21 protein-coding genes are annotated in these 20,143 nt (G+C 66.4%); 15 read left to right on the top strand and 6 right to left on the bottom strand.

Features of this window, described 5'->3' with window-relative positions; translation table 11 throughout:
• Positions 1-5 precede the first annotated feature (5 nt).
• A complete protein-coding gene (menJ, locus tag QQ25_RS06500; RefSeq protein ID WP_039377935.1) occupies positions 6-1,226 on the top strand; it encodes a menaquinone reductase MenJ in 1,221 nt (406 codons plus the stop codon).
• Between the two features lie 6 nt (positions 1,227-1,232).
• On the opposite strand, the gene QQ25_RS06495 is transcribed toward menJ, so the two are convergent.
• A complete protein-coding gene (locus tag QQ25_RS06495) occupies positions 1,233-1,715 on the bottom strand; it encodes a TspO/MBR family protein (protein WP_039377933.1) in 483 nt (160 codons plus the stop codon).
• Between the two features lie 183 nt (positions 1,716-1,898).
• Between QQ25_RS06495 and QQ25_RS06490 the strand changes: the two genes are divergently transcribed.
• On the top strand, positions 1,899-2,228 hold the full coding sequence (locus QQ25_RS06490) for a hypothetical protein (RefSeq protein ID WP_101906246.1): 330 nt from the start codon (positions 1,899-1,901) through the stop codon (positions 2,226-2,228).
• 2 nt (positions 2,229-2,230) lie between these two features.
• Here QQ25_RS06490 and ppnP read toward each other — a convergent pair whose 3' ends face one another.
• The 3 genes from ppnP to QQ25_RS06475 all read right to left on the bottom strand — a co-directional run bounded on the left by ppnP (position 2,231) and on the right by QQ25_RS06475 (position 5,335).
• Entirely contained in the window at positions 2,231-2,512 is a 282-nt protein-coding gene (gene ppnP, locus QQ25_RS06485) for a pyrimidine/purine nucleoside phosphorylase (RefSeq protein WP_039377932.1), read from the bottom strand.
• A 61-nt stretch (positions 2,513-2,573) separates the two neighbouring features.
• A complete protein-coding gene (locus QQ25_RS06480) occupies positions 2,574-3,512 on the bottom strand; it encodes a CobW family GTP-binding protein (protein ID WP_039377930.1) in 939 nt (312 codons plus the stop codon).
• Between the two features lie 44 nt (positions 3,513-3,556).
• Positions 3,557-5,335, bottom strand: a complete 1,779-nt coding sequence (locus QQ25_RS06475) for a hydroxysqualene dehydroxylase (RefSeq protein WP_039377929.1) — start codon at positions 5,333-5,335, stop codon at positions 3,557-3,559.
• A gap of 310 nt (positions 5,336-5,645) precedes the next feature.
• Between QQ25_RS06475 and QQ25_RS06470 the strand changes: the two genes are divergently transcribed.
• From QQ25_RS06470 to QQ25_RS06425, 10 genes are read left to right on the top strand one after another with little or no spacing between them, the layout of a single operon-like run.
• Entirely contained in the window at positions 5,646-6,458 is an 813-nt protein-coding gene (locus tag QQ25_RS06470) for an MlaE family ABC transporter permease (RefSeq protein WP_039314645.1), read from the top strand.
• Between the two features lie 23 nt (positions 6,459-6,481).
• On the top strand, positions 6,482-7,312 hold the full coding sequence (locus QQ25_RS06465) for an MlaE family ABC transporter permease (protein WP_052235741.1): 831 nt from the start codon (positions 6,482-6,484) through the stop codon (positions 7,310-7,312).
• A gap of 53 nt (positions 7,313-7,365) precedes the next feature.
• Entirely contained in the window at positions 7,366-8,745 is a 1,380-nt protein-coding gene (locus tag QQ25_RS06460) for an MCE family protein (protein ID WP_052235682.1), read from the top strand.
• Positions 8,742-9,794 (top strand): MCE family protein, encoded by a 1,053-nt coding sequence (locus tag QQ25_RS06455; protein WP_052235681.1) that lies wholly within the window; start codon positions 8,742-8,744, stop codon positions 9,792-9,794. Before QQ25_RS06460 ends, QQ25_RS06455 begins: the two co-directional genes overlap by 4 nt.
• On the top strand, positions 9,795-10,853 hold the full coding sequence (locus QQ25_RS06450) for an MCE family protein (RefSeq protein WP_308205482.1): 1,059 nt from the start codon (positions 9,795-9,797) through the stop codon (positions 10,851-10,853).
• Positions 10,850-11,953, top strand: coding sequence for an MCE family protein (locus QQ25_RS06445; protein ID WP_039378546.1), 1,104 nt, complete (start codon positions 10,850-10,852; stop codon positions 11,951-11,953). Before QQ25_RS06450 ends, QQ25_RS06445 begins: the two co-directional genes overlap by 4 nt.
• Positions 11,954-11,959: 6 nt before the next feature.
• Entirely contained in the window at positions 11,960-13,030 is a 1,071-nt protein-coding gene (locus tag QQ25_RS06440; RefSeq protein ID WP_039377927.1) for an MCE family protein, read from the top strand.
• A complete protein-coding gene (locus QQ25_RS06435; RefSeq protein ID WP_039377926.1) occupies positions 13,027-14,250 on the top strand; it encodes an MlaD family protein in 1,224 nt (407 codons plus the stop codon). Before QQ25_RS06440 ends, QQ25_RS06435 begins: the two co-directional genes overlap by 4 nt.
• Positions 14,247-14,852 (top strand): Rv1363c family protein, encoded by a 606-nt coding sequence (locus QQ25_RS06430; RefSeq protein WP_052235679.1) that lies wholly within the window; start codon positions 14,247-14,249, stop codon positions 14,850-14,852. The genes QQ25_RS06435 and QQ25_RS06430 overlap by 4 nt, the downstream gene beginning before the upstream one ends.
• A 31-nt stretch (positions 14,853-14,883) precedes the next feature.
• The gene (locus tag QQ25_RS06425) at positions 14,884-15,789 is read left to right on the top strand and encodes an oxygenase MpaB family protein (RefSeq protein WP_039377924.1); all 906 of its coding nucleotides are present in this window, start codon (positions 14,884-14,886) and stop codon (positions 15,787-15,789) included.
• Between the two features lie 124 nt (positions 15,790-15,913).
• Here QQ25_RS06425 and QQ25_RS06420 read toward each other — a convergent pair whose 3' ends face one another.
• Positions 15,914-16,423 carry a hypothetical protein gene (locus QQ25_RS06420; protein ID WP_131546110.1) on the bottom strand — a complete coding sequence of 170 codons (510 nt, stop codon included), beginning with the start codon at positions 16,421-16,423 and terminating at the stop codon, positions 15,914-15,916.
• Positions 16,424-17,004: 581 nt separating this feature from the next.
• Between QQ25_RS06420 and QQ25_RS06410 the strand changes: the two genes are divergently transcribed.
• Together QQ25_RS06410 and QQ25_RS06405 are read left to right on the top strand one after the other, a co-directional pair.
• Entirely contained in the window at positions 17,005-18,225 is a 1,221-nt protein-coding gene (locus QQ25_RS06410; RefSeq protein ID WP_169748634.1) for a hypothetical protein, read from the top strand.
• The gene (locus tag QQ25_RS06405; protein ID WP_131546106.1) at positions 18,225-18,536 is read left to right on the top strand and encodes a hypothetical protein; all 312 of its coding nucleotides are present in this window, start codon (positions 18,225-18,227) and stop codon (positions 18,534-18,536) included. Before QQ25_RS06410 ends, QQ25_RS06405 begins: the two co-directional genes overlap by 1 nt.
• A gap of 5 nt (positions 18,537-18,541) precedes the next feature.
• On the opposite strand, the gene QQ25_RS06400 is transcribed toward QQ25_RS06405, so the two are convergent.
• Positions 18,542-19,234, bottom strand: a complete 693-nt coding sequence (locus QQ25_RS06400) for a demethylmenaquinone methyltransferase (protein ID WP_039314627.1) — start codon at positions 19,232-19,234, stop codon at positions 18,542-18,544.
• An 82-nt stretch (positions 19,235-19,316) separates the two neighbouring features.
• On the opposite strand from QQ25_RS06400, the gene QQ25_RS06395 reads away from it, so the two are divergent.
• Positions 19,317-20,141, top strand: a complete 825-nt coding sequence (locus QQ25_RS06395) for an SDR family oxidoreductase (RefSeq protein ID WP_039314811.1) — start codon at positions 19,317-19,319, stop codon at positions 20,139-20,141.
• The last annotated feature ends 2 nt before the right edge of the window (positions 20,142-20,143 follow it).

Genomic DNA, 20,143 nt, shown 5'->3' with positions numbered 1-20,143 from the left:
GAGCAATGGATATCAAGGCAGACGTGGTCGTCGTGGGCGCCGGACCGGCAGGGTCGGCGGCCGCCGCCTGGGCTGCCCGGGCCGGTCGCGACGTGCTGGTGATCGACGCGGCACAGTTTCCCCGGGACAAGTCCTGCGGCGACGGACTGACGCCGCGGGCGGTTGCCGAGCTGGAACGCCTCGGCATGGGCCCATGGCTCGACACCCGGATCCGGCACCATGGCCTGCGGATGTCAGGCTTCGGCGCCGACGTCGAAGTGCCGTGGCCCGGACCGTCGTTCCCGTCCACCGGAAGCGCGGTCCCGCGCACCGAACTCGACGACCGGATCCGCTCGGTCGCCGCCGACGACGGAGCCAAGATGCGCCTTGGCGTCAAAGCCGTTGGGGTCAACTATGATTCGCGTGGCCGGGTCGAATCGGTGATGCTCGACGATGGCGCGACGGTGGGCTGCAACCACCTGATCGTGGCCGACGGGGCCCGTTCGACGCTGGGCCGTGTGCTGGGCCGCACGTGGCACAAGGAAACGGTCTACGGCACCGCGATCCGGGGCTACATCGCCACACCGCGCTCCGACGAGCCGTGGATCACCTCGCATCTTGAGCTGCGCTCCCCCGAGGGCCAGGTGCTGCCCGGTTACGGCTGGATCTTCCCGCTGGGCAACGGTGAGGTGAACATCGGTGTGGGCGCCCTGGCGACCGCCAAACGCCCCGCCCACGCCGCGCTGCGACCGCTGCTGTCGTACTACACCCAGCTGCGCCGCGAGGAATGGGGATTCTCCGGGGAGCCGAGGGGCGCGCTCTCGGCGCTGCTGCCGATGGGTGGCGCGGTATCCGGGGTCGCCGGGCCGAACTGGATGCTGGTCGGGGATGCGGCGGCGTGCATCAACCCGCTCAACGGTGAGGGCATCGACTACGGGCTGGAAACGGGCCGGCTGGCGGCCGAGCTGGTGGGGTCCGGCGACTATTCGCTGGCCTGGCCGGAGCTGTTGCAAGACCACTACGCGCAGGGCTTCTCGATCGCCCGCCGGCTGGCGCTGCTGCTCACCGTGCCCCGGTTCCTGCCCGCATCCGGGCCGGTGGCGATCCGCTCGTCGTTCCTGATGAACATCGCCGTGCGGGTGATGGGCAATCTGGTCACCGACGAAGACGACGACTGGATCGCACGGGTGTGGCGGGGTGCGGGCCTGGCCTCGCGCCGGCTGGATCAGCGCAAGCCGTTCAGCTGATCGCGCTCACGTCCGGTTGAGCATCCAGATGCGGGTCGACAGCACCGTGGCGAACGCACACCACAGCGGATAGGGCGCCAGCACCGCACCCGGGGCACCCTGAGCCTGTACCGAGCGACGGGTCAGGTCGGCACTGCTGGCGGTCAGCGCGGCGGCGGTGATGGCCGCGGCTCCGAGCTGACGCTGGGAGAAGAACACCCATGACCACGCGGCGTTGACCGCCAGGTTGCCGGCCAGCGCCACGGTGTAGCTGCGGGCGCGGTCGTCCTGGCCCTCGGCGCGCAGCCGGTCGATGGTGCGGGCCGATACCACCGCGATGCCGGCGTAGAGGATCGGCCAGACGATCGGAAAAGCTTGTCGCGGAGGCTGAAACGACGGCTTACGCAACAACTCGTACCACGTCGATTGCGCGGGCCGGCTGGCCAGTCCGCCGAGCAGAGCAGTGCCCAGTGCCGCGGTGGCCGTCTTGGCCAGGGTGATCGGTCGCATGCGTGACTACATACCCGGATTGCCCGGCCGTCAAAAATATTGACGAAGTTCTGTCGGACATGTCGTGCGGAGACAGGGCCGACCGGGCCGGAGTTTCCGGCCGTATGGTGTGCCGACGGATCGTCAAGATTTTTGACGACGCTCCCGGGCAGACATGTCCCCGGCTCTCGGCATACTCCGGCCATGGGGAGCGACAAGAGTGAGCCGTGGTGGGCTACAGACCCTGAACTGAAGGAGTTCCTCAAGCGTTTTCAGGAACAATTGGAACGCGAGATCGCGGCCAACGAGCCGATTACTTCCGAGGACCCGACGGAAATCATCGCGGACCTCTCGGTCGGGGCACGAGTACACGCGCTGGGGCTTGCCCGCGACGATCTCGCCCGAGCTCAGGCCCGTTATGAGCGGGCCATCCTCGCCGGCCGCCAGGCCGGCTTGTCGTGGGCTCAGATCGGCAGAGTCCTGGGCGTGTCAAAGCAGAGGCTGCACAGCAGGTTCCGCGGACGCGCGGTCTGACCTCAGCGGTACTCGCACAGGTAGGCCGTCTCGGTCTCAGTGCGCACCTGGAACTTGCTGTCCGCGGGCACGGTGAATTGCGTTCCGGCCGAGAAGGTTTCCCACTCCTGACGGTCCGGCAGCTTGACGGTCAGCGCACCGGAGACCACCCGCATGATCTCGAGCTGGGTGGTGCCGAACTCGTACTCGCCGACAGCCATGACACCCACGGTCGCAGGCCCCTCCGGCGTCGTGAAGCCGATCGATGCGACGTCGCCATCGAAGTACTCGTTGACCTTGAACAATGCGGCTCCTCGAACTTGGGTGAGCGGTCAGGATACCGGGGCGAAAAGCCGTCGCGGGCGGCTACACCACGTACTTGAGCACCCCGAGCATCGCATTCTCGTCGGCCGGTTCGGTGGTGCACCGCTGGAGTGCGGCCTCTACCGCCGAGGGGTCCATCCCGGTGCCGATCAGCACCAGCTCGGTGGGGCCCGACCGCCGCCTCTCGAAGCGCAGCGAACCACCGACCAGCTGGAGCAGGAAGCGCTCGGCGCCGAAGTCGACGAATCCCTTGGCGCGGTAGAGCCCGACGGGGCGGTCCCGCAGAAACTCCATGAACAGGCGCGGGTTCACCGCGGCGTCGGTACGGAACACGACGCTCTGATATTCGGGGTGGGCGTGGTCATGCTGCTCGTAGAGCAGCTCGTCGAAGGACAGTTGGGCTTGGGGCGCCCGCTCCGGCGGGTCGATCAGCAGCTGCGGGTCGATGCGGGCAAAGTCGGTGGGCAGCACCGGAACCCGGGGATTGAACTCGCGGATCCGTGCCAGTAGGCCCTCGACGTCGGTGCACGAGGACGCCTTGTTGAGCACCACCAGATCGGCGATCGGCAGCCCGTGGCTCAGGTCGGGCTGCAAGCCGTCGAGCACCAGCACGAGGCCGGCGTAGTGAAAACGCGGATCGTCGGCCACGACGAGCGTGCGGGCCAGCGAAGCTGGTTCGGCCACACCACTGGCCTCCACCACGATCAGATCCAGCCGGGGTTTGACGGCCGCGAGCTTGCCCAACATCTCGCCGACTTCGTCGTTGTCGACCGCACAGCAGATACATCCGTTGGACAGCGACGCCATCGCATCGACCTGACCGGCCACCAGCATGGCGTCGATGTTGACCGCGCCGAAATCGTTGACCAGTGCGCCTATACGGACACCGCGACCGTTGCGCAGCAGGTGATTGAGCAGCGTGGTCTTGCCGGCGCCGAGATGTCCGGCGACCGCCAGCACGGGTACCGATCCGGTCGTCACCCGGCCATCGTAGGGTTATTGGTAACGGTTTTCATCTGAGCAGGTCAGGTCGGCCAGCGGGTATCGGCGATGTCGAGCGCATGCGGCAGCCTGGCCCGGTACCTCGCCTTGTCGGCGGCCTTGAACGGACCCCACCACGGCGCCTGGAACAGCTCGACGATCTTGACCTTCGGGCCCCCATAACCCGACGCCATCAACACCCCGTTGGCGGCGTAGCGGCCACCCTCGTTGGCGCCCTCCATGGTGGTGACGTTCTGGTCGGTCTTGATCCACTCACCGGCCAAGAACAGGTTGTCGATCCCGGTCGTCGCCTCCGGCCTGCGTGCCCACGAGCCCGGGTCCTGGATGAACAGCGGCTCGTCGTTGCGCACATTGGGCGTGCCCGAGTCGATGATCGACGGATCGAGAAACCACGAGTGCAGCATCGCGTCGGTGACCACGACGCCCGTGTCATTGAGGTGCGCCTTGATCTGACTCCAGGCCTCGGCCGCGATCTGCGGCGGGGTGCACTGCCTGGCGCTGAGGCCGTTGAAATTTCCCGGAGTGCTCCAGTCGGAGATGATCGCCGACAGGCAGTCCCTGACGGTTCCGTCGCCGTAGGAGGTCAACGGCCGCTTCCAGAACTGCGCCTCGCTGATCGACGTGAGCCCCCAGCCCGAGTCGACGTAATTGACGTGGCCCTTGGTGACGTCGACGCGCTCACGCAGGAAGAACATCAGACCGTTCATCCACTCGGTGCGCAGCGCGGCCACCGAGGCCAGCTTGGGATCGGCGGCGATCACGTCAGGGGTGAGCACCGCCGCCAACTTCTCACACGGCACCGCCGAGATGTACCAGTCGGCGACCACCGGTTGGGCCACCCCGTTGCCGTCCACGACTGTGGCGGAGGCGATGTGGCGTCCGTTGGGCGTGAGCCGCGACAGCGCCTGCCCGACCCGGAACGTCACGCCCAGCGATTGCAGGTGCGCCACCCAGGGATCGAGCCATTGCAGACTGGTGGGGCCGTTGAGCACCCGGTCGAATCCCTTGTTGTCGATGTCGTTGCCCAACAGCAGGATCGACCACACCGACGCCTCTCCGACCAGCCCGATCGAATGTGCGCTGGCGTCTCGAGATTTCGAGGCGGCCAGGTTACGGATGATGCCGTCGGCCAGGTACCGGTTGTACTCCTTGCTCTTGCGATCGGCCCCGATGTATCGCTCCCAGGTCATGTTGTCCCACTGGCCGAGCTTGCGCTCGTCGCAACTGGTGACGTAGACCGCGAGCTTCTGCGCGGCGTACACCGCCTCCAGTGGAGGCAGCCGCAACAGCGTCTGGAACACCGCGGCCACCGACTCGATGAAGGCCTTCGGGGTGATCGGATTGGGCAGTGTGGGGATCGGAAACGGCAGCGGGATGGTCAGATCCGCCCGCCCCAACCCCGAATGCAGATACGACGTGGCCCGGGTCAGGTTCTGCCAGACTCCGAAGGTGTTGCCGGCGAACGGTATACGGCGCATGGTGTCGGTGACGTTGCGATAGAAGCCCGGGAAGAACCGGAAGCCGTGCTCGGCCGGCAGTGGACTTCCCGATGCCGACGGAGCCGGGATCGATCGGGCCTTGCCGCCCAGGGCTTTTCGCTCGAACACCGTGACGCGGTAGCCGCGCTCGGCCAGTTCGTGCGCGGCGGTCAGGCCGGCCACCCCGGCACCGAATATCGCGACCGTCGACCCCGGAGCCGCCCGCCCGGTTGCCGGCCTGCCCAGCGCCACGGTGGCCATCCCCGCCGTGCCCGCCAGAAACGACCGACGTGAAATGTGACGTTCCCCGACCCCACCCGACATACCGACACCCCTCAGCTCGGCAACCCCTGGGTCAATAAGTTAATCGCGATTCTTTCCGGGGCCGGGCCGACACGCCGAGCGCAATAGAGTTGACAGCTGTCGAGTGAGTGGTCACAAACTCCCCACCAGAAGTGCTCCGGACCTCTGCATACACGTTTGAGTTACTCGAGAATAACCATTCACTTAATTCTTGCGGAGAGGTCACGGAATGTGACATGCTCCACACACGGCCGGGGGGTCGAAACGGTGCTCGGCACATCCGGTGTCTCGGGCGGCCCCGCGCATGCCACGAGAGCGCGGAAGGAACTCGATGACCTACGAGCTACCAGCATCCAAGGGCCCGGTACGGGACGTCCTGGTCCAGGGCGGCTACGTGCTGGGGTTCTCGGTGCAGGCGCTCGTCAGCGTCGTCACGGCGTTGGTGCGCCGGCGTCTGGTGCTCGACGAGGTCGTCGCACAGACCCTGTTCATCGGCCGGGTGTGCACCGGGCCTGCCCTGCTGCTGATGATGCCGATCGGGGTGTTCATCGCGGTGTCGGTCGGCGAGTTGGCGGGGCGCATCGGCGCCGGCGGCTACTCGGGCGCGGTCGTGGCGTTCATCATCGTCGGTCAGGCCGCGGCCCTGGTGTGCGCCTTGATGATGGCGGGCGTCGCCGGCTCGGCGATCTGCACCGACCTGGGGTCGCGCACCATCCGCGAGGAGATCGACGCCATGGAGGTCATGGGACTCGACGTGATCGAGCGGCTCGTCGCGCCACGGGTGGTCGCCGCCGTCATCGTGGCCCTGGCCCTGTGCTCGATCGTCACCTTCGGCGGCGTGATGGCCTGCTACCTGTACCACATCAGCGTGCAGCATCTGCCCGCGGGAACATTTCTGGCCACCTTCAGCCAGTACGGCCAGGTGTCGGATTTCGTTATGGCACTGATCAAGTCGGCGGTATTCGGGCTCACCGCCACCCTGGTCGCCACGTTCAAGGGCCTGCACGCCAAGGGCGGTGCGGGCGGCGTGGCCAACGCGGTCAACGAGGCCGTGGTCCTGGCCTTCGCGCTGGTCTTCATCCTCAACACCACCATGTCGGCGCTCTACACCGTGGTGGTTCCGGCCGTGGGCAGTTACCGGTGACCGCGATTTCGAGCAGCGCTGCCCTGCACCGGGTTTCGCGCCCCGCCGTCGCAGGATTCGACGCACTCGCGGTTGCCGGCCAGCACGTCACCTTCTACGCCAAGGTCCTCGGATCGCTGCCGTACGCCCTGGTCCGTTACCGCAAGCACACCTTGAGCCAGATCGGCGAGGTCACCTTCGGCACCAGTTCGCTGCTGTCCGGCGGCGGAACCATCGGCATCGTGTTCGCCATGTCATTGGCCGCGGCCATGATGCTGGGCGTCGAGACTCAGCGCGGCCTGGACCTGGTGGGGATGAACACCCTCTCGGGCATGCTCGCCGCGATCGCCAACACGCGGGAACTCGCGCCTGTCGTCGTGGCGATCGCGTTGGCCGCCAAGGTCGGAACGGGCTTCACCGCCCAGATCGGTGCCATGCGGATCTCCGACGAGATCGACGCCATCGACGCCATGGCGCTGCGCTCCATCCCCTACCTGGTCGGTACCCGGGTGGTGGCCTCCGTCGTCTGCGTCATCCCGATCTACATGATCGGACTACTGGCAAGCTACCTGTCCACCCGCACCGTGGTGGTGATCTTCAACGGTGCCTCGCCCGGCACCTACGACTACTTCTTCCATCTGGCCCTTGGCCCGAGCGACCTGCTCTATTCGGGGATCAAGGCGATTGTCTTCGCGATCGTGGTGGCGCTGGTGCACTGCACCTACGGCTACTTCGCCTCGGGCGGGCCCGCGGGAGTGGGGCAGGCCGCCGGCCGGGCGCTGCGCACCGCGATCCTCGCGGTCGGCATCCTCGACGTGCTGCTGACCTTCGCGCTGTGGGGCCTGGTCCCCGAGATCCCCGGGATGGGAATGTGAAGCGGCTCAGGAGATCACACAGACGCGCCGAACCCGGTCGGACCCGGCTGGCAGTGCGCGGGCTGGCGGCGGCGACCGTGGCCGTGGCGGTGGGCGCCGCCCTGGTGGCCCGCGCCTCCGGACATCTGGAACGCAGCGCCGATGTGTTCGTGGGGGTTCCGGTGTCGGCCGGGCTGATCACCGGCGGATCGCCGGTCCGCTACCACGGTGTCAACGTCGGGCGCATCGCCGACATCGAATCGGGCACCCACACGTCGCGGGTCCGGCTGGCAATCGAACCCGACAGCCTGGGCATCATCCCGTCCTCGGCCGTCGCACGGATCGTGCCCCGCACCTTCTTCGGCGACATCTACCTGCAACTCGTCGACCCGCAAGGCGACCGGTCGGCAACGGGGCTGAAGCCGGGCGACACCGTGGCGATCGACGACAGCCCCGACGCGATGGCCCTCTACGACGTATTCACCAAAATCGTCGAACTGTTCTCACAGATCAAACCCGAGCGCATGCAGACCGCGCTCACCGCGATCAGCCAGTCGCTGCGCAACCGGGGCACCCAACTGGGCACCACGATCGACGACCTGAGCGCCAGCGCCCAGGTGCTCACCCCGTCGCTGGTCCGATTCCTGGACACCACACCGCAATTCCGGGACGTGATGGCCTCGCTGAACACCGCCACCCCCGACATCCTGTCCACGCTGTCGGCCGCCACATCCGTGTCCGACCGGATGGTCGACGACCAGCAGAAGTTCGCCTCAGCTCTGGACGGTTTCGCCCGCTTCTCGTCGGTTCTCACCTCGTTTATGTCCGATCACCGCGAGCAGTTGATCACCGTGGTCGACTCGGCCGGCAAGATCATGGCCACCACCGCCGCCCAGCCCCTGGGCCTGGTCGACACCCTGGCCGGCGCGCAGTCGTTCGGTGAGGCCGGTGCCAAGGTGTTCGCGACGGGCAAGTTCAACATCACCGCGGTGGCGACGTTTTCCGGTCCGATGCCGTACTCGCTGCAGGACTGTCCGGCGTACGGCAGCACCCCGGGTGCCCGCTGCGCCGAGTCCGCACCGTCCGGCGAGGTGCCGGCACAACCGCAGGACATATTGGCCCGGCCGGCCGCCGATCTGCCGGTCACGCCGTTCACCGCGCCGGCACCGCACATGCCGACGCACTCGTTCCTCCCGCCCGGGCCCGGGCTGCCGCAATCGGCGCCGCTGCCCACGGAAGCTGTTCCGGCCGAATCGATCCCGGCGCCGGATGTTGCGGGCCCAGAGGCGGCGCCCGCATCGGCGGTCGTCGACGCCGACGGCCAGGCCCACGCCCTGGCCGTCCTGCAGGATGAGCTGGTGCCGCCGGCCGACGGCCCGTCCGCCCAGCCGAACATCGCCACGGTGCTCATGCTCGGCCCGCTGGTGCGCGGCACGGAAGTGCAGGTCTCATGAACCGCAACGGTCGGTGGCAGTCGTGGGCCAAGCTGGGCGCCTTCGGCACCGCCGGATTGCTCAGCGCGGTGTTGGTGATGAACACGCTGTCGGTGCCGGTGCGCGGCAGCACCGTCACCTACCAGGCACAGTTCACCAGCGTCGAAGGCCTCAACGCCGGAAACCCGGTGACCATGAACGGCATTCGGATCGGCCGCGTGGATTCGATCCGGTTCGCAGCCAACGCCGACGGCACCAGCCGGGCCGACGTCGACATCGAGGTCAACTCCGATTTCACCCTGACGAGCAATGTCACCGCGGCAGTGCGCTACGGCGACATGCTCGGCGCCCGCTATGTGGCCCTGTCCGATCCGGGTGGCGCCATCATGGATGTCTCCACCGATGAGCCGCCGACCAGACTGGCCGCCGGCGGCGTCATCCCGCTGGCCCAGACCTCGCCCGCGGTGGATTTGACCGCGCTGCTCAACGGGTTCAAGCCACTGTTCGACGCGCTGGCCCCCGAGCAGATCAACACCCTCACCCGGGGATTCGTCGAGACGTTCAGCGGCCAGGCGCAAACCTTGACCACGCTGCTCACCCAGATCGCCGCCATGACATCGAGTTTGAGCAACAATGCGGGGATATTCACCCAGCTCATCGATAACATGTCGGCGCTCATGCAGACGATGAACACCCGTCAGCCGCAACTGGAGCAGATGCTGCATGGGCTCAATCGGCTCAGTGCCGCGGTGACCTCCGGCGACCGGCAGTTCGAGACGCTGATAGACCAGGGCAATGCCGTGCTGGCCACCCTGGCCAACACGGTCGACAACTCCAGTGCCGCCTACGCACACACCATCACCGATCTCAACGCCATGCTGCAGACCTGGCAGCCCAACACCGAGCAGTTCACCACCCTGCTGGCCCGGCTGCCGGAGTTCGGCGATGCGATCAACCGGACATCGAGCTACGGCGGGTTCGTCAGCCTGTACCTGTGCAACTTCACCCTCAAGATCCGTAGCCACGAAGCGAACATCTTCGGTAGCAGACATTCCGAGGTGTGTTTGTAGATGATGTTCCTCGTCAAACTGATCGACCTCTTCGTCGGCGCGGTGATCTTCCTCTTCGTCAAAGATCAGCGCAAGCACAACCCGTCAATCCCCTTGGCGCTCGGTATGATCGGCACCGTCACCCTGGTGGCCATCATGGCCGTCTCGATCGGGATTCCCCGTGCGGTGTATCACGTGCGGACCAACGCGTATGTCGCCGAACTCGCCAACGCCAGCGGACTGTCCGGCGGCGACCCGGTATACGTCGCCGGGGTTCCGGCCGGTCGCGTGGAAGACGTGGCGCTGGCCGGTGACCGCGTACGGGTCGGCTTCCGGCTGGACAAGGCCCAGGCGCTGGGCAACCGCACCACGGTCACGGTGCGGCTGCGGACCGTGCTGGGCAAGCGATTCCTCGACGTCATGCCGGCCGGGACCATCAACGGGCTGGACTCCAACGTGATCCCGTTGTCGCGCACCACCGTTCCCTACAGCCTCGACGAGGTGGGACGCAAGGCCGCCGACACCGCCGAGCACGTCGACCAGCAGCCGTTGACCGCGATGATGAACACCCTGGCCGAGACCATGCCGGGCAACAGCACCGAACTCGGCCAGGCACTGGCCGGGATCAGCGCCGCCAGCTCGGCGTTCGCCGACAACGGCGACAAGATCGACGAGATCCTGCGGATCAGCCGGTCGATGGCGGAAATGCTGACCCACCAGACCGATTCACTGGCCGACACCGCGGCCAACGCACAGTACATCGTGTCCTCGCTGGCCGCGCGCCGCCAGGCCCTGACCGACATCGTCACGAATCTGACCGCGATCATGCGGCATCTGGCCGCGATCTATACCGAGAAGCAGTCCGATTTCGGCAGCTTGATCGCCGGCCTCACCGCAGTCACCGGAACCCTGAAAGCCAACGTGGACAAGATCGAGCAGAGCTTGCAGAAGATGCCGCCGGCAATCCGCGCGGTCACCAACGCCACCGGCAACGGCAATTGGGCCGACGTCAATTCGCCGTCCGTGGTGATGCCCGACAACCTGTTGTGCTTCCTCAACGTTCAGCGGGAGTGCCGATGACACGACAGATCGCCATGGCGCTCATGGTCGTCCTCTGTGTGGCCGCCGGCGGCTGGTACGTGTTCGGCCGCACCGACCGGGCCCGCACTGTGCACGCCGATTTCGGCTACATCAACGGCATCTATCCGGGCAGCAAGGTCACCGTGCTCGGCGTGCCGGTGGGGCGAGTCACCGCGGTGACACCGCAGGGCACCACGGTGCGGGTCACCATGACCCTGCCCGACGACATCGCACTGCCTGCCGAACCCGATGCCTACGTGGTGAGCCCGGCGCTGATCAGTGACCGCAGTGTCGAACTCGGCCCCGCCTACACCGGGTCGGGGCCGACGCTGGCCGACGGGCACGTCATCGGAGCCGATCACAGCCACTCCCCGATCACCTTCGACAGCATGCTCGGCAGCCTGAGCACACTGACCTCGGCGATCGGCCCGCAGCAGGGCGACATCGGCGCGGTGCTGACCCGCGGCGCCGACCAATGGCGCGACCAGGGCAGGCTTTTCAACTCGGCAATGCGTGATCTCAGTGCGGCCAGCGGCGTGCTCGGAGCCCGGTCCGAGGACATCGGTGCGGTGGTCGACAACCTCAGCACCCTGATGGCGGCGTTCAACCAGCGGCAGGTATCGCTGGACCAGATGGTCGACGAACTCGGCCAGGTCGGTGGCAGCTGGGCCGACGCCAACGTCGACATCGCCCAGCCCATGGCCGATCTCAAGGTGGTGCTCGACCAGGTCGACACCTTCGTCGCCCAGCACGGCGACGATCTCGGCACCATCGCGGCCAACCTCAACGCCGTCGGCGATGTCCTGACCGCCAAGCAACCCCAGCTCGCCGAGTTCATGGACCTGGTACCGCTGATGATGCAGAACCTGTCCAACACCATCGGTCCCGACCGGCGAGGCCGGATCCGGCTGAACGTGTCCACGGTGCTGACGCAGTTCGCCGCCGCGCAGAACTTCTGCGACCGCAACATGCTTCCGATGTGTGTGGGCGCCGGGATCACCAACCCGATCTCGTACCCGATCAGCCGCTCGGACCCCCTGGGCATCGTGTCCGCTGTCACCGGCAACACCCCGCCGTCCAACCCGAAGTACCCGAGGTGACCGGCCATGCGTAGATCCCTTCCTCGCCGCACGTTCACCGGCTGCGTGGTGGTTGTCGCCGCTGTGAGCGGATGGGCGTTGAGCGACACCCTCTTTGATGTGGGCATCCAGGATCTCCCGCTGGGCCGCAGCTCCCCCACCGACACCATGGCCGTCACCGTGGTGCTGCCGACCGCCGACGGCATCACCATCGGCGCCGACGTCCGCAACGGGCAGAAGGTGGTGGGCCGGGTCAGCGGGATGAGCCTGGCCGCCTCGGGAGCCTCGGTCCAGCTGAGCCTGGCCGACGCCGACGGTCTGGACTCCGCAACCGTGGCCAGTGTGGAATTGCCGTCAGCCCTGGGCAACCCATTCGTCCGGCTCAGCAGCCCGCGGCCGGCTCCTCAGCAGGCGCTGCGCGACGGCGACGTGATCCCGCCCAGCCACACCGAGCTCGGGCCGCAGATCGAGAGTGCGCTGGCCACATTCGGGGCGTTGTTGTCCCGCAGCGGCGTCGACCAGCTGGCCACCATCGTCACCGAACTGGACAAGGCATTCGCCGGACGGGGCGACAAGGTACGCGGGCTGATCGACTCGATGTCGCTGCTGGCCGCCAAGGCTTCCGAACACCAGGGCGAATTCGATCAGGCGATGAGCCTGGCCGCCAACATCTCCGGACAGTTCAGCCGGCAGCAGACGACCGTGGCCGGTTACCTGGATGCGGTGCCCAAGGTGGTGGCGATGCTCGATGTGCAGCGCGCGAAGCTGCAGACGCTGTTCTCCTCGACCACCGCGCTGGCGGCCACCGCCAACAGCGTGCTGTCCTCGACCGATCTGGGCGCCATGGTGACCGATGCCGGCACCGTCGTCGGGATGATGGGCACGTTCAACGACCGGCTCGGCGGGATGCTCACCGCGATGAACACCTTCCTGGAGAAGTTCGGCGACTCGGTCCACGGCGATTACCTGATGTTCGATGGCGCCCTGGACATTCCGGGCACCATCGACAAACTCCTCACCGGAGGGTTGATCGTCAACGGCACCCCGATCACCGGGGACGTGGCCCTGGAGGGGTTCTTGTCGGGAGGTCTGAATTGAGCCGCCTGGTAGTGGTTCAGCTGGCGATCTTCGCGGTGATCGCCGCGATCGTCATCCCGTTCGGGATTCGTTATGTGGCCGGGCCGCAAGGGTTCCGGGCACCGATGACCGTGACCGCGACGATGGCCGACGCCTTCGGGCTGACCGCCGGAACCAGCGTCACCGTGCGCGGAGTACAGGTCGGCACCGTCGACGACGTGTGGCTGGCTCCCGACGGTACCGCCATGGTGCGGCTGGCGATCGATCCCGACACGCGCATCCCGCGCGACGCGATCCTGACGGTCGGGATGGGCACGGCCGCGGGAATCCAGAGCGTCGACATCATGCCGCAGTCCGACGCCGGACCCTACCTGGCATCAGGGGATACCATCGCCGCACCGGCCGACCGCCAGCCGATCCAGATGGACCGGATCATGGGCGACACCGCGCAACTGGTGAAAGGCATTGACACCAAGGCGGTTCAGGATGTCGGCACCGAATTGTCGAACGCCTTCGAGGGGCTGGGCCCTGACCTGGCCATGCTGATCGACAACGCGTCGGACATGTCAACCCGCATCCGCAACCAGGCCGGCCAGCTGCAGCCGCTGATCGAGGGCACCGCGGCGCTGGTCACCGCCATGGCCGGACAGGGCGACGCGTTCGTGCGCGGCATGGGCGCCGGCGCGCGGCTGGCCAACCAGCTCGACGGAAGCGGCCCGGCGTTCCTGTACCTGACCGACCGCTCGCCCGCGGCGCTGAAATCCCTTCAGCGTGTCCTCGACACCTATCAAGGCACGTTCGGCGCCACGCTGGCCAACCTGGCCACCGTCACCCCGATCATCGGGGACCGCACCGAGTCACTGCAGACCGGTTTGTCGACGATCCCCACGGGGCTGCAGGATTTGACGTCGATCGTGAAAGTCGACGCCACCGGCCAGACCCGGGCTGATTTCTCGTTGATCGCCACCCAGGGACCGGTGTGCAACTACGACGTGGACCGGCGGGCCATCGGCGATGTCAGCCCGGTCGAACCCAACCTGGTGATGTACTGCCCGCCGGCACCGGACATGCTCATGCGGGGCGCGGTCAACGCACCGCGCCCCAATGATCTCGGCCTGCAGAACTCACAGACGCCGGGGTATCCGATCGGGCCCGAGGTGGTCACCGATCCGTTCAAGATCCCCACCCTGGCCCAGTTGGCCTACAAATGGCGCAGCATCCTGAAAGGCGGCCCGCAGTGAGCAAATCCGACGATGACGGACAGTCAGGCGAAACCGTACTGACGTTGGAGAATCCCGCTGACGATGAAGCCGACGAACTCGAGGTCGAGGTAGACGCCGAGCCCGAGGCCACACGGGCGGGTCACCTCAAACGTCGACTGGTGGCGGGCCTGCTCGCCCTGATGGCCGTCGCTGCCACCGCGGTGCTGGTGCTGTTGTCGATCAGCGAGTACCACCACCGCCAGAACGAGGCACGGCGCACCGAAGCCGTGCAGATGGCACGCGATTACCTGGTGGCGATGGCCGCGTTCGACTACCAGAAGATGGACGCCAACCGTGAGCACATCGTCGCCAACTCCACCCCCGGGTTCGCGGCCAAGTACGACGAGATGGTCAAGGCGCTGCGCGACATCGTGGTGACCAGCAAGGGCGTCGCGACCGCCACGGCAGAGCATGTGGTCGTCGATGCCCTCGACGACGACACCGCCACCGTCGTCTCGTTCGTCGACCAACATGTCACCAATGTGACTGCACCCCAAGGTAGTAACCAGAAGTACCGGATGGTGGTCAAGCTCGTGCGCAGCGACGACCGCTGGATCGTCGACGACGTACAGACCGTGTAAGCCCACTTTTCGCGCCCAAAGGAGGAGTGCCATGCCCGCCACATACCTGGATCTGACCGCCGAGGCGAAGCTGACCACCGCTGAGACCCGCATCACCGTGACTCAGCAGGTGCCGCGGTGGATCAGGAAGAAGGACGTCGACCTCTCCGATGCGCTGGACTTCTGGTCGGCGGCCGGGGCGGCGGCCAACGTCATCATGCAGATGAGCTGGCCAGAGGTCGGCTACGGCGTAGCCGAAAGCCGCGTCGAATCAGGAAGTTTGGTGCACCATCCGTGGAAGCGGCTACGCACCACCGCTCAGTATCTGACTGTTGCGATCCTCGGCACCGACGAGGAGCGGGCCGCCTACCGCGAGGCCGTCAACGTGGCTCACCGTCAGGTCCGGTCGACCGAGGACAGCCCCGTCAAGTACAACGCGTTCAACCGTGAGCTGCAGTTGTGGGTGGCGGCCTGTCTGTTCATCTTCTACGAGGACACGCACCAATTGCTGTACGGCAAGATGACCGAGGAGCAGGCCGAGGGTTTCTATCAGAGCGCCATGACGATCGGCACCACGTTGCAAGTACTCGAGGAGATGTGGCCGGCCACCCGGGCCGACTTCGACGCCTACTGGAACACCGCGTGCGAACGCGTCGAGATGACCCCGTTCGTACGGGATTACCTCATGGTTCTGGTGGAGCTGCGGATGATCAACTGGCCGATGCGGATGGTCCTGGCGCCGCTGCTGCGGTTCTTGACCATCGGCTTCCTGGCACCGGTGTTCCGCGACGCCATGGAACTGGAGTGGACCGACACGGATCGGCGGCGCTTCGAACATCTCTTCCTGTTCGTCGCGTTCGTCAACCGCTTCCTGCCCAAGTCCCTGCGCACCGGGAACTACGCCGTACTGATGAAGGATGTGCGACGGCGGATCCGCCGCAAGAAGGCGCTGATCTGAGCAACCACCATCGTGGACAAGCTGGTCGCCAACGCTCGCCGCTGAGCGGGGTGTTCGCGGCAGAGTGCCGCCCGGGAATCCCGTCAAATGATTTGACGACCGTGCCCAGATGCCGGCGGCCGGCCTATCGACCCACGGCCACCAAGTGATACGCGAGTTTGATGATCGAATAGTCTGCGCCACCGCACATTCGGACATCGACCTTGAGGCGGATGCGTTCCATGTTGCTCTGATCGCCGGTCAGCCCGACCGTGTCCCAGGTGCAGCTGCGGATTTCGGTTCCGGACGCATCCGCAGAATCATTGTCCCGGAACGAGAACCCCGCCACGGCGACGATCGGCGAAACGTCCCGCACGCTGCGCCAGGTGGGCCCCACCTCCATGTGCACCTCGTACGCTCTCCAGGTCTTGTCGTCGTCCTCTGGATAGAAGTCGCCGCTGAGCGGGAGTGGTTGCAGTACATCGTCTCCGGGCAGCGGTTCGAGCCCGATCGGTGCCCCATAGGTATTGGTGATGTCCTTGTCCATGAAGTTCGCGTAGCCTGAGACCACCCGGCACAAGGTGCCGGTGCCGGCCACCGGAATGTTCATCATCTCTTCGGTCTCAAGCGATTCCGGCGTAACGATTCCAGTCATTTTTCCTCCCCATCGCAGACGCGCTGTGCGCCGTGCTGGAACGCTAAAGCGCGGGGATTCGGGTGGCTGGGGTAATCCGGTACCCCAATTACCGGGATGTGGGGTCGGCGACGATGAGGTACGTGACCGGCCCTGCACGAGCGACCGCGGCGGTGCGGGATGTGCGGCGTGTCGGTGTACAGACACGGTCGGTCGCGGTGTTCAGGCGCTCAGACCCGCCATTGGTTTCCGTGGCCAGGTGGTTGCGGATACCGACGAAAATACCTGCGGCGCATGACGATTGCCACACTTACCAGAACTATCATGAGTATCGCGTAACCGACCAGGAAAATCGTCGGGCCGGTGGACGAGTCAGGCTTGCCGAGCACGAGGTCGAGCCTGCTATCGATGGCCCCGCCCTTTGTGCATGTCACCGTCAATGGGCCTCGGTCGGTGGGAAGTTCGGCCACCGATTTATAACTTTTCGCCGGGCGGGCACCACGGCTGGTGCTCAACACCTCGCTTGGCACCGACAGAGACAGTTTCTCACCGCTATCGGTAGTGGCGGAGCAGCGCACCGAACTCGCCGGTTTTCCATCGAGGTGCTGCTTCTTGACAAACACGATGTGGGCATCGGCGGTAGGGGTGACCGTGTCTCCGTTGCTGAAGTACCCGCCGGTGTCACCCATGAGCAGGAAGAAGCAACCCATCGCCAGCAGCGCAGCAAGGAATCCGCCGATGGCGACCGGCAGGTACTTGGCGGAGCTGTTGGCGCGGGGCGGCTGCGGCTGCGGCCCGGCACCCGGATGCTGCCACGGCGGTGTCGGCAGCGGCGGCGGGAAGGCCGGAGGGTACGACTGAGGTTGGGGCGGGTAAGGGCCCTGCGCGGGGCCGGGTTGGTACGGCGGCTGGTTGCGCTGCGGCCCCGGGTAGGGGAAGCCGGCGGGTGGGTACACGCAGAGCCCTTTCATCATCACCTGATCACAGCGATCCTAAAGCCGAGTCGCGGCCGGCCGGCGCAGCAGAATCGTCCGGCACCGGATCGGTGTTCGGCCGGGGCAACGTGCGCAAATAACATGTGTCGTAGCGAACCGAGCTTTACCGGGAGGATAACGACCATCGAACCAATTGCCGTTCAGCCGGCCCCGTCCGCCCCACATGCCCGCTCCGCGGCCGGCTTTCCGCTGGGCGAACCGCTGCTGTATCTGCGCGCCGTCCCCGACCGCACCGATCGCAACGTGTTCTGCTCGATCGACAATGTCTACGACCAGCAGGTCGCCGTCATCCGGCCGACAACCGAGATGCCGAGTTGGACGCTGACCCGCCTGAGCGCCGATGTGCAGTTTGTCGTATTGCGTCCCGATGGTGCGGTGTTGCTGCACCTCACCCGGTTCGGCGGCACAAGCAGCAGCGACTGGCAAGGTCAGATGATCCAGGTCCACGATGGCGCCGGTCGTGACATCGGCAGGCTCAGGACGACCGCTCCGGTGGCACAGTTCACCCGATCCAGCGGTTACACCTTGGGTTTGGAGAGCAACGGCCGCTGGCTGGGCGCGACCGAAGTTCATCAGGGCTTTTCCTGGCGCGAGCACCCGGTGCCGATCTTCGACGGCAATGGCACCTCGATCGGACGCATCGAACGCCAGACATTGAAATCGGGCGAAATCAGGCAGCGGGTCTGGTTCTCGGATTTCCTTCTCGACTGCCCGAGCCCACTGCCGCAACCCATGCCCGAGCTGTTACTGGCAGCGCTTTTCGCCCAGTACCTATATGAGCGGCTGGCCCAGGGCCCGGTCAACACCATGTTCGGATTGTTCAGATGATGTCGCGTCCGGGAGGCAAGCACCGCTCCTATCCGACAGCGGATGCCCTTGTCGCGCTGCGTAACTCCCGACTGTGGGAGACACAGGCACAACGGTCCACCGGGGCCGAACGCGACCACGCGCTGTGGGCCGCGTCGCAATGGTCGGGTACCTATCAGATGATCATGACGACCGCGACCGGCACGCGGCGGGTACCGCTGCGACGCGGTGCGGTGGAGAAGACCTCGGTCGCGAGTTACGTATATCTGGTGGTGGTCGGCGGCATGATGCTGTTCTTCTTGGGCTCGTCCGTTTGGCGCCTGTTGACCTGACCAGGCTAATCCTGCGGCTTGGTCGCCGCGTGCAGCGCCACGATGCCGCCAGTCAGGTTGCGCCACTTGACCTGTGACCAGCCGGCCGCACCGATGCGCCTGGCCAGCTCATCCTGATCCGGCCAGGCCCGGATCGACTCCGCCAGGTACACATAGGCATCCGGGTTGCTCGACACCGCAGTCGCCATCCGCGGCAGCGCCTGCATCAGGTACTCCTTGTACAACGTGGCGAACGCACGGTTGGTCGGCGTGGAGAACTCGCACACCACCAACCGGCCGCCGGGCCGCGTCACCCGGGCCATCTCCCGCAGGCCCGCCACATGGTCGACCACGTTCCGCAACCCGAAGCTGATCGTCACCGCGTCGAACACCCCGTCGGCGAACGGCAGCCGCGTGGCGTCGGCGCCCACCTTGGGCACCGGCCGGGACGCCCCGGCGGCGAGCATGCCGACCGAGAAGTCGGCGGCCACACACCAGGCACCGGACGCGGCCAACTCGACCGTCGACACCGCAGTGCCCGCGGCCAGGTCCAGCACCTTGTCCCCGGGGCCGATACCCAGTGCGGCACGGGTCTGCCGACGCCAGAAGCGGTCCTGACCGAGCGACAGCACCGTGTTGGTCAGGTCGTAGCGCCGCGCCACGGCATCGAACATGGATGCCACTTCGTGGGGATTCTTCTCCAGGCTCGCTCGGCTCACGCCGCCGACGCTACCCGTAGTGATCCCTGTGAACTTTCCGCGACCGGGAATTGGCGCTCGCCACCATGACTTGTTCCAGATCATGAGCGAAAAAGTGTGGTTCATCACCGGTGCATCGCGAGGCTTCGGCCGGGAGTGGGCGCTCGCCGCCTTGGAGCGGGGCGACAAGGTGGCCGCCACCGCGCGTGACACCGCGACCTTGGCCGATCTGGCCGACAAGTACGGCGACGCGCTGCTACCGATCAAGCTGGATGTCACCGACCGCGAAGCGGACTTCGCCGCCGTCAGGCAAGCCCACGATCGTTTCGGCCGGCTGGACGTCGTCGTCAACAATGCGGGCTACGGCCAGTTCGGGTTCATCGAGGAGTTGTCGGAGGCCGACGCGCGCGATCAGATCGAGACGAATGTCTTCGGCGCGCTGTGGGTCACCCAGGCCGCCCTGCCCTACCTGCGGACCCAGCGCAGCGGACACATCATCCAGGTGTCCTCCATCGGCGGCATCACCGCGTTCCCGTTGGTCGGCATGTACCACGCGTCCAAGTGGGCGCTGGAAGGGTTCTCGCAGTCACTGGCTCAGGAGGTGGCACCCTTCGGGGTGCATGTGACGTTGATCGAGCCGGGCGGGTTCTCCACCGACTGGGCCGGGTCCTCGGCCAGACACGCTGCCCCGCTTGCGGATTACGACGAGGCCCGAGCGGCCGCACAGCGCGCCCGGGCACAGCGCAGCGCCGCACCCGGTGACCCCAAGGCCTCGGCGCAGGCGGTGCTCAGGATCGTCGACGCCGAAAATCCGCCGCTGCGAGTGTTTTTCGGCGAGCTGCCGTTGCAGTTGGCCAAGGCCGACTACGAAAGCCGGCTGGCGACGTGGGAACAGTGGCAGCCCGTATCGGTCCTGGCACAGGGCTGAGT

It is taken from the genome of Mycolicibacterium setense, from assembly GCF_000805385.1.
Taxonomy (GTDB): Bacteria; Actinomycetota; Actinomycetes; order Mycobacteriales; family Mycobacteriaceae; genus Mycobacterium; species Mycobacterium setense.
The sequence above is the reverse complement of the archived record's forward strand: the minus strand, read 5'-3'. Positions and strand labels throughout refer to the sequence as shown.

Bases quoted from the DNA above. Each gene is read 5' to 3' on its own strand.
- QQ25_RS06420 (WP_131546110.1), bottom strand. From the start codon at position 16,423: ATGACTGGAATCGTTACGCCGGAATCGCTTGAGACCGAAGAGATGATG.
- QQ25_RS06445 (WP_039378546.1), top strand. From the start codon at position 10,850: ATGACACGACAGATCGCCATGGCGCTCATGGTCGTCCTCTGTGTGGCC.
- QQ25_RS06455 (WP_052235681.1), top strand. From the start codon at position 8,742: ATGAACCGCAACGGTCGGTGGCAGTCGTGGGCCAAGCTGGGCGCCTTC.
- menJ (WP_039377935.1), top strand. From the start codon at position 6: ATGGATATCAAGGCAGACGTGGTCGTCGTGGGCGCCGGACCGGCAGGG.
- QQ25_RS06450 (WP_308205482.1), top strand. From the start codon at position 9,795: ATGATGTTCCTCGTCAAACTGATCGACCTCTTCGTCGGCGCGGTGATC.
- QQ25_RS06395 (WP_039314811.1), top strand. From the start codon at position 19,317: ATGAGCGAAAAAGTGTGGTTCATCACCGGTGCATCGCGAGGCTTCGGC.
- QQ25_RS06490 (WP_101906246.1), top strand. From the start codon at position 1,899: ATGGGGAGCGACAAGAGTGAGCCGTGGTGGGCTACAGACCCTGAACTG.
- QQ25_RS06440 (WP_039377927.1), top strand. From the start codon at position 11,960: ATGCGTAGATCCCTTCCTCGCCGCACGTTCACCGGCTGCGTGGTGGTT.
- QQ25_RS06495 (WP_039377933.1), bottom strand. From the start codon at position 1,715: ATGCGACCGATCACCCTGGCCAAGACGGCCACCGCGGCACTGGGCACT.
- QQ25_RS06425 (WP_039377924.1), top strand. From the start codon at position 14,884: ATGCCCGCCACATACCTGGATCTGACCGCCGAGGCGAAGCTGACCACC.
- QQ25_RS06475 (WP_039377929.1), bottom strand. From the start codon at position 5,335: ATGTCGGGTGGGGTCGGGGAACGTCACATTTCACGTCGGTCGTTTCTG.
- QQ25_RS06405 (WP_131546106.1), top strand. From the start codon at position 18,225: ATGTCGCGTCCGGGAGGCAAGCACCGCTCCTATCCGACAGCGGATGCC.
- QQ25_RS06470 (WP_039314645.1), top strand. From the start codon at position 5,646: ATGACCTACGAGCTACCAGCATCCAAGGGCCCGGTACGGGACGTCCTG.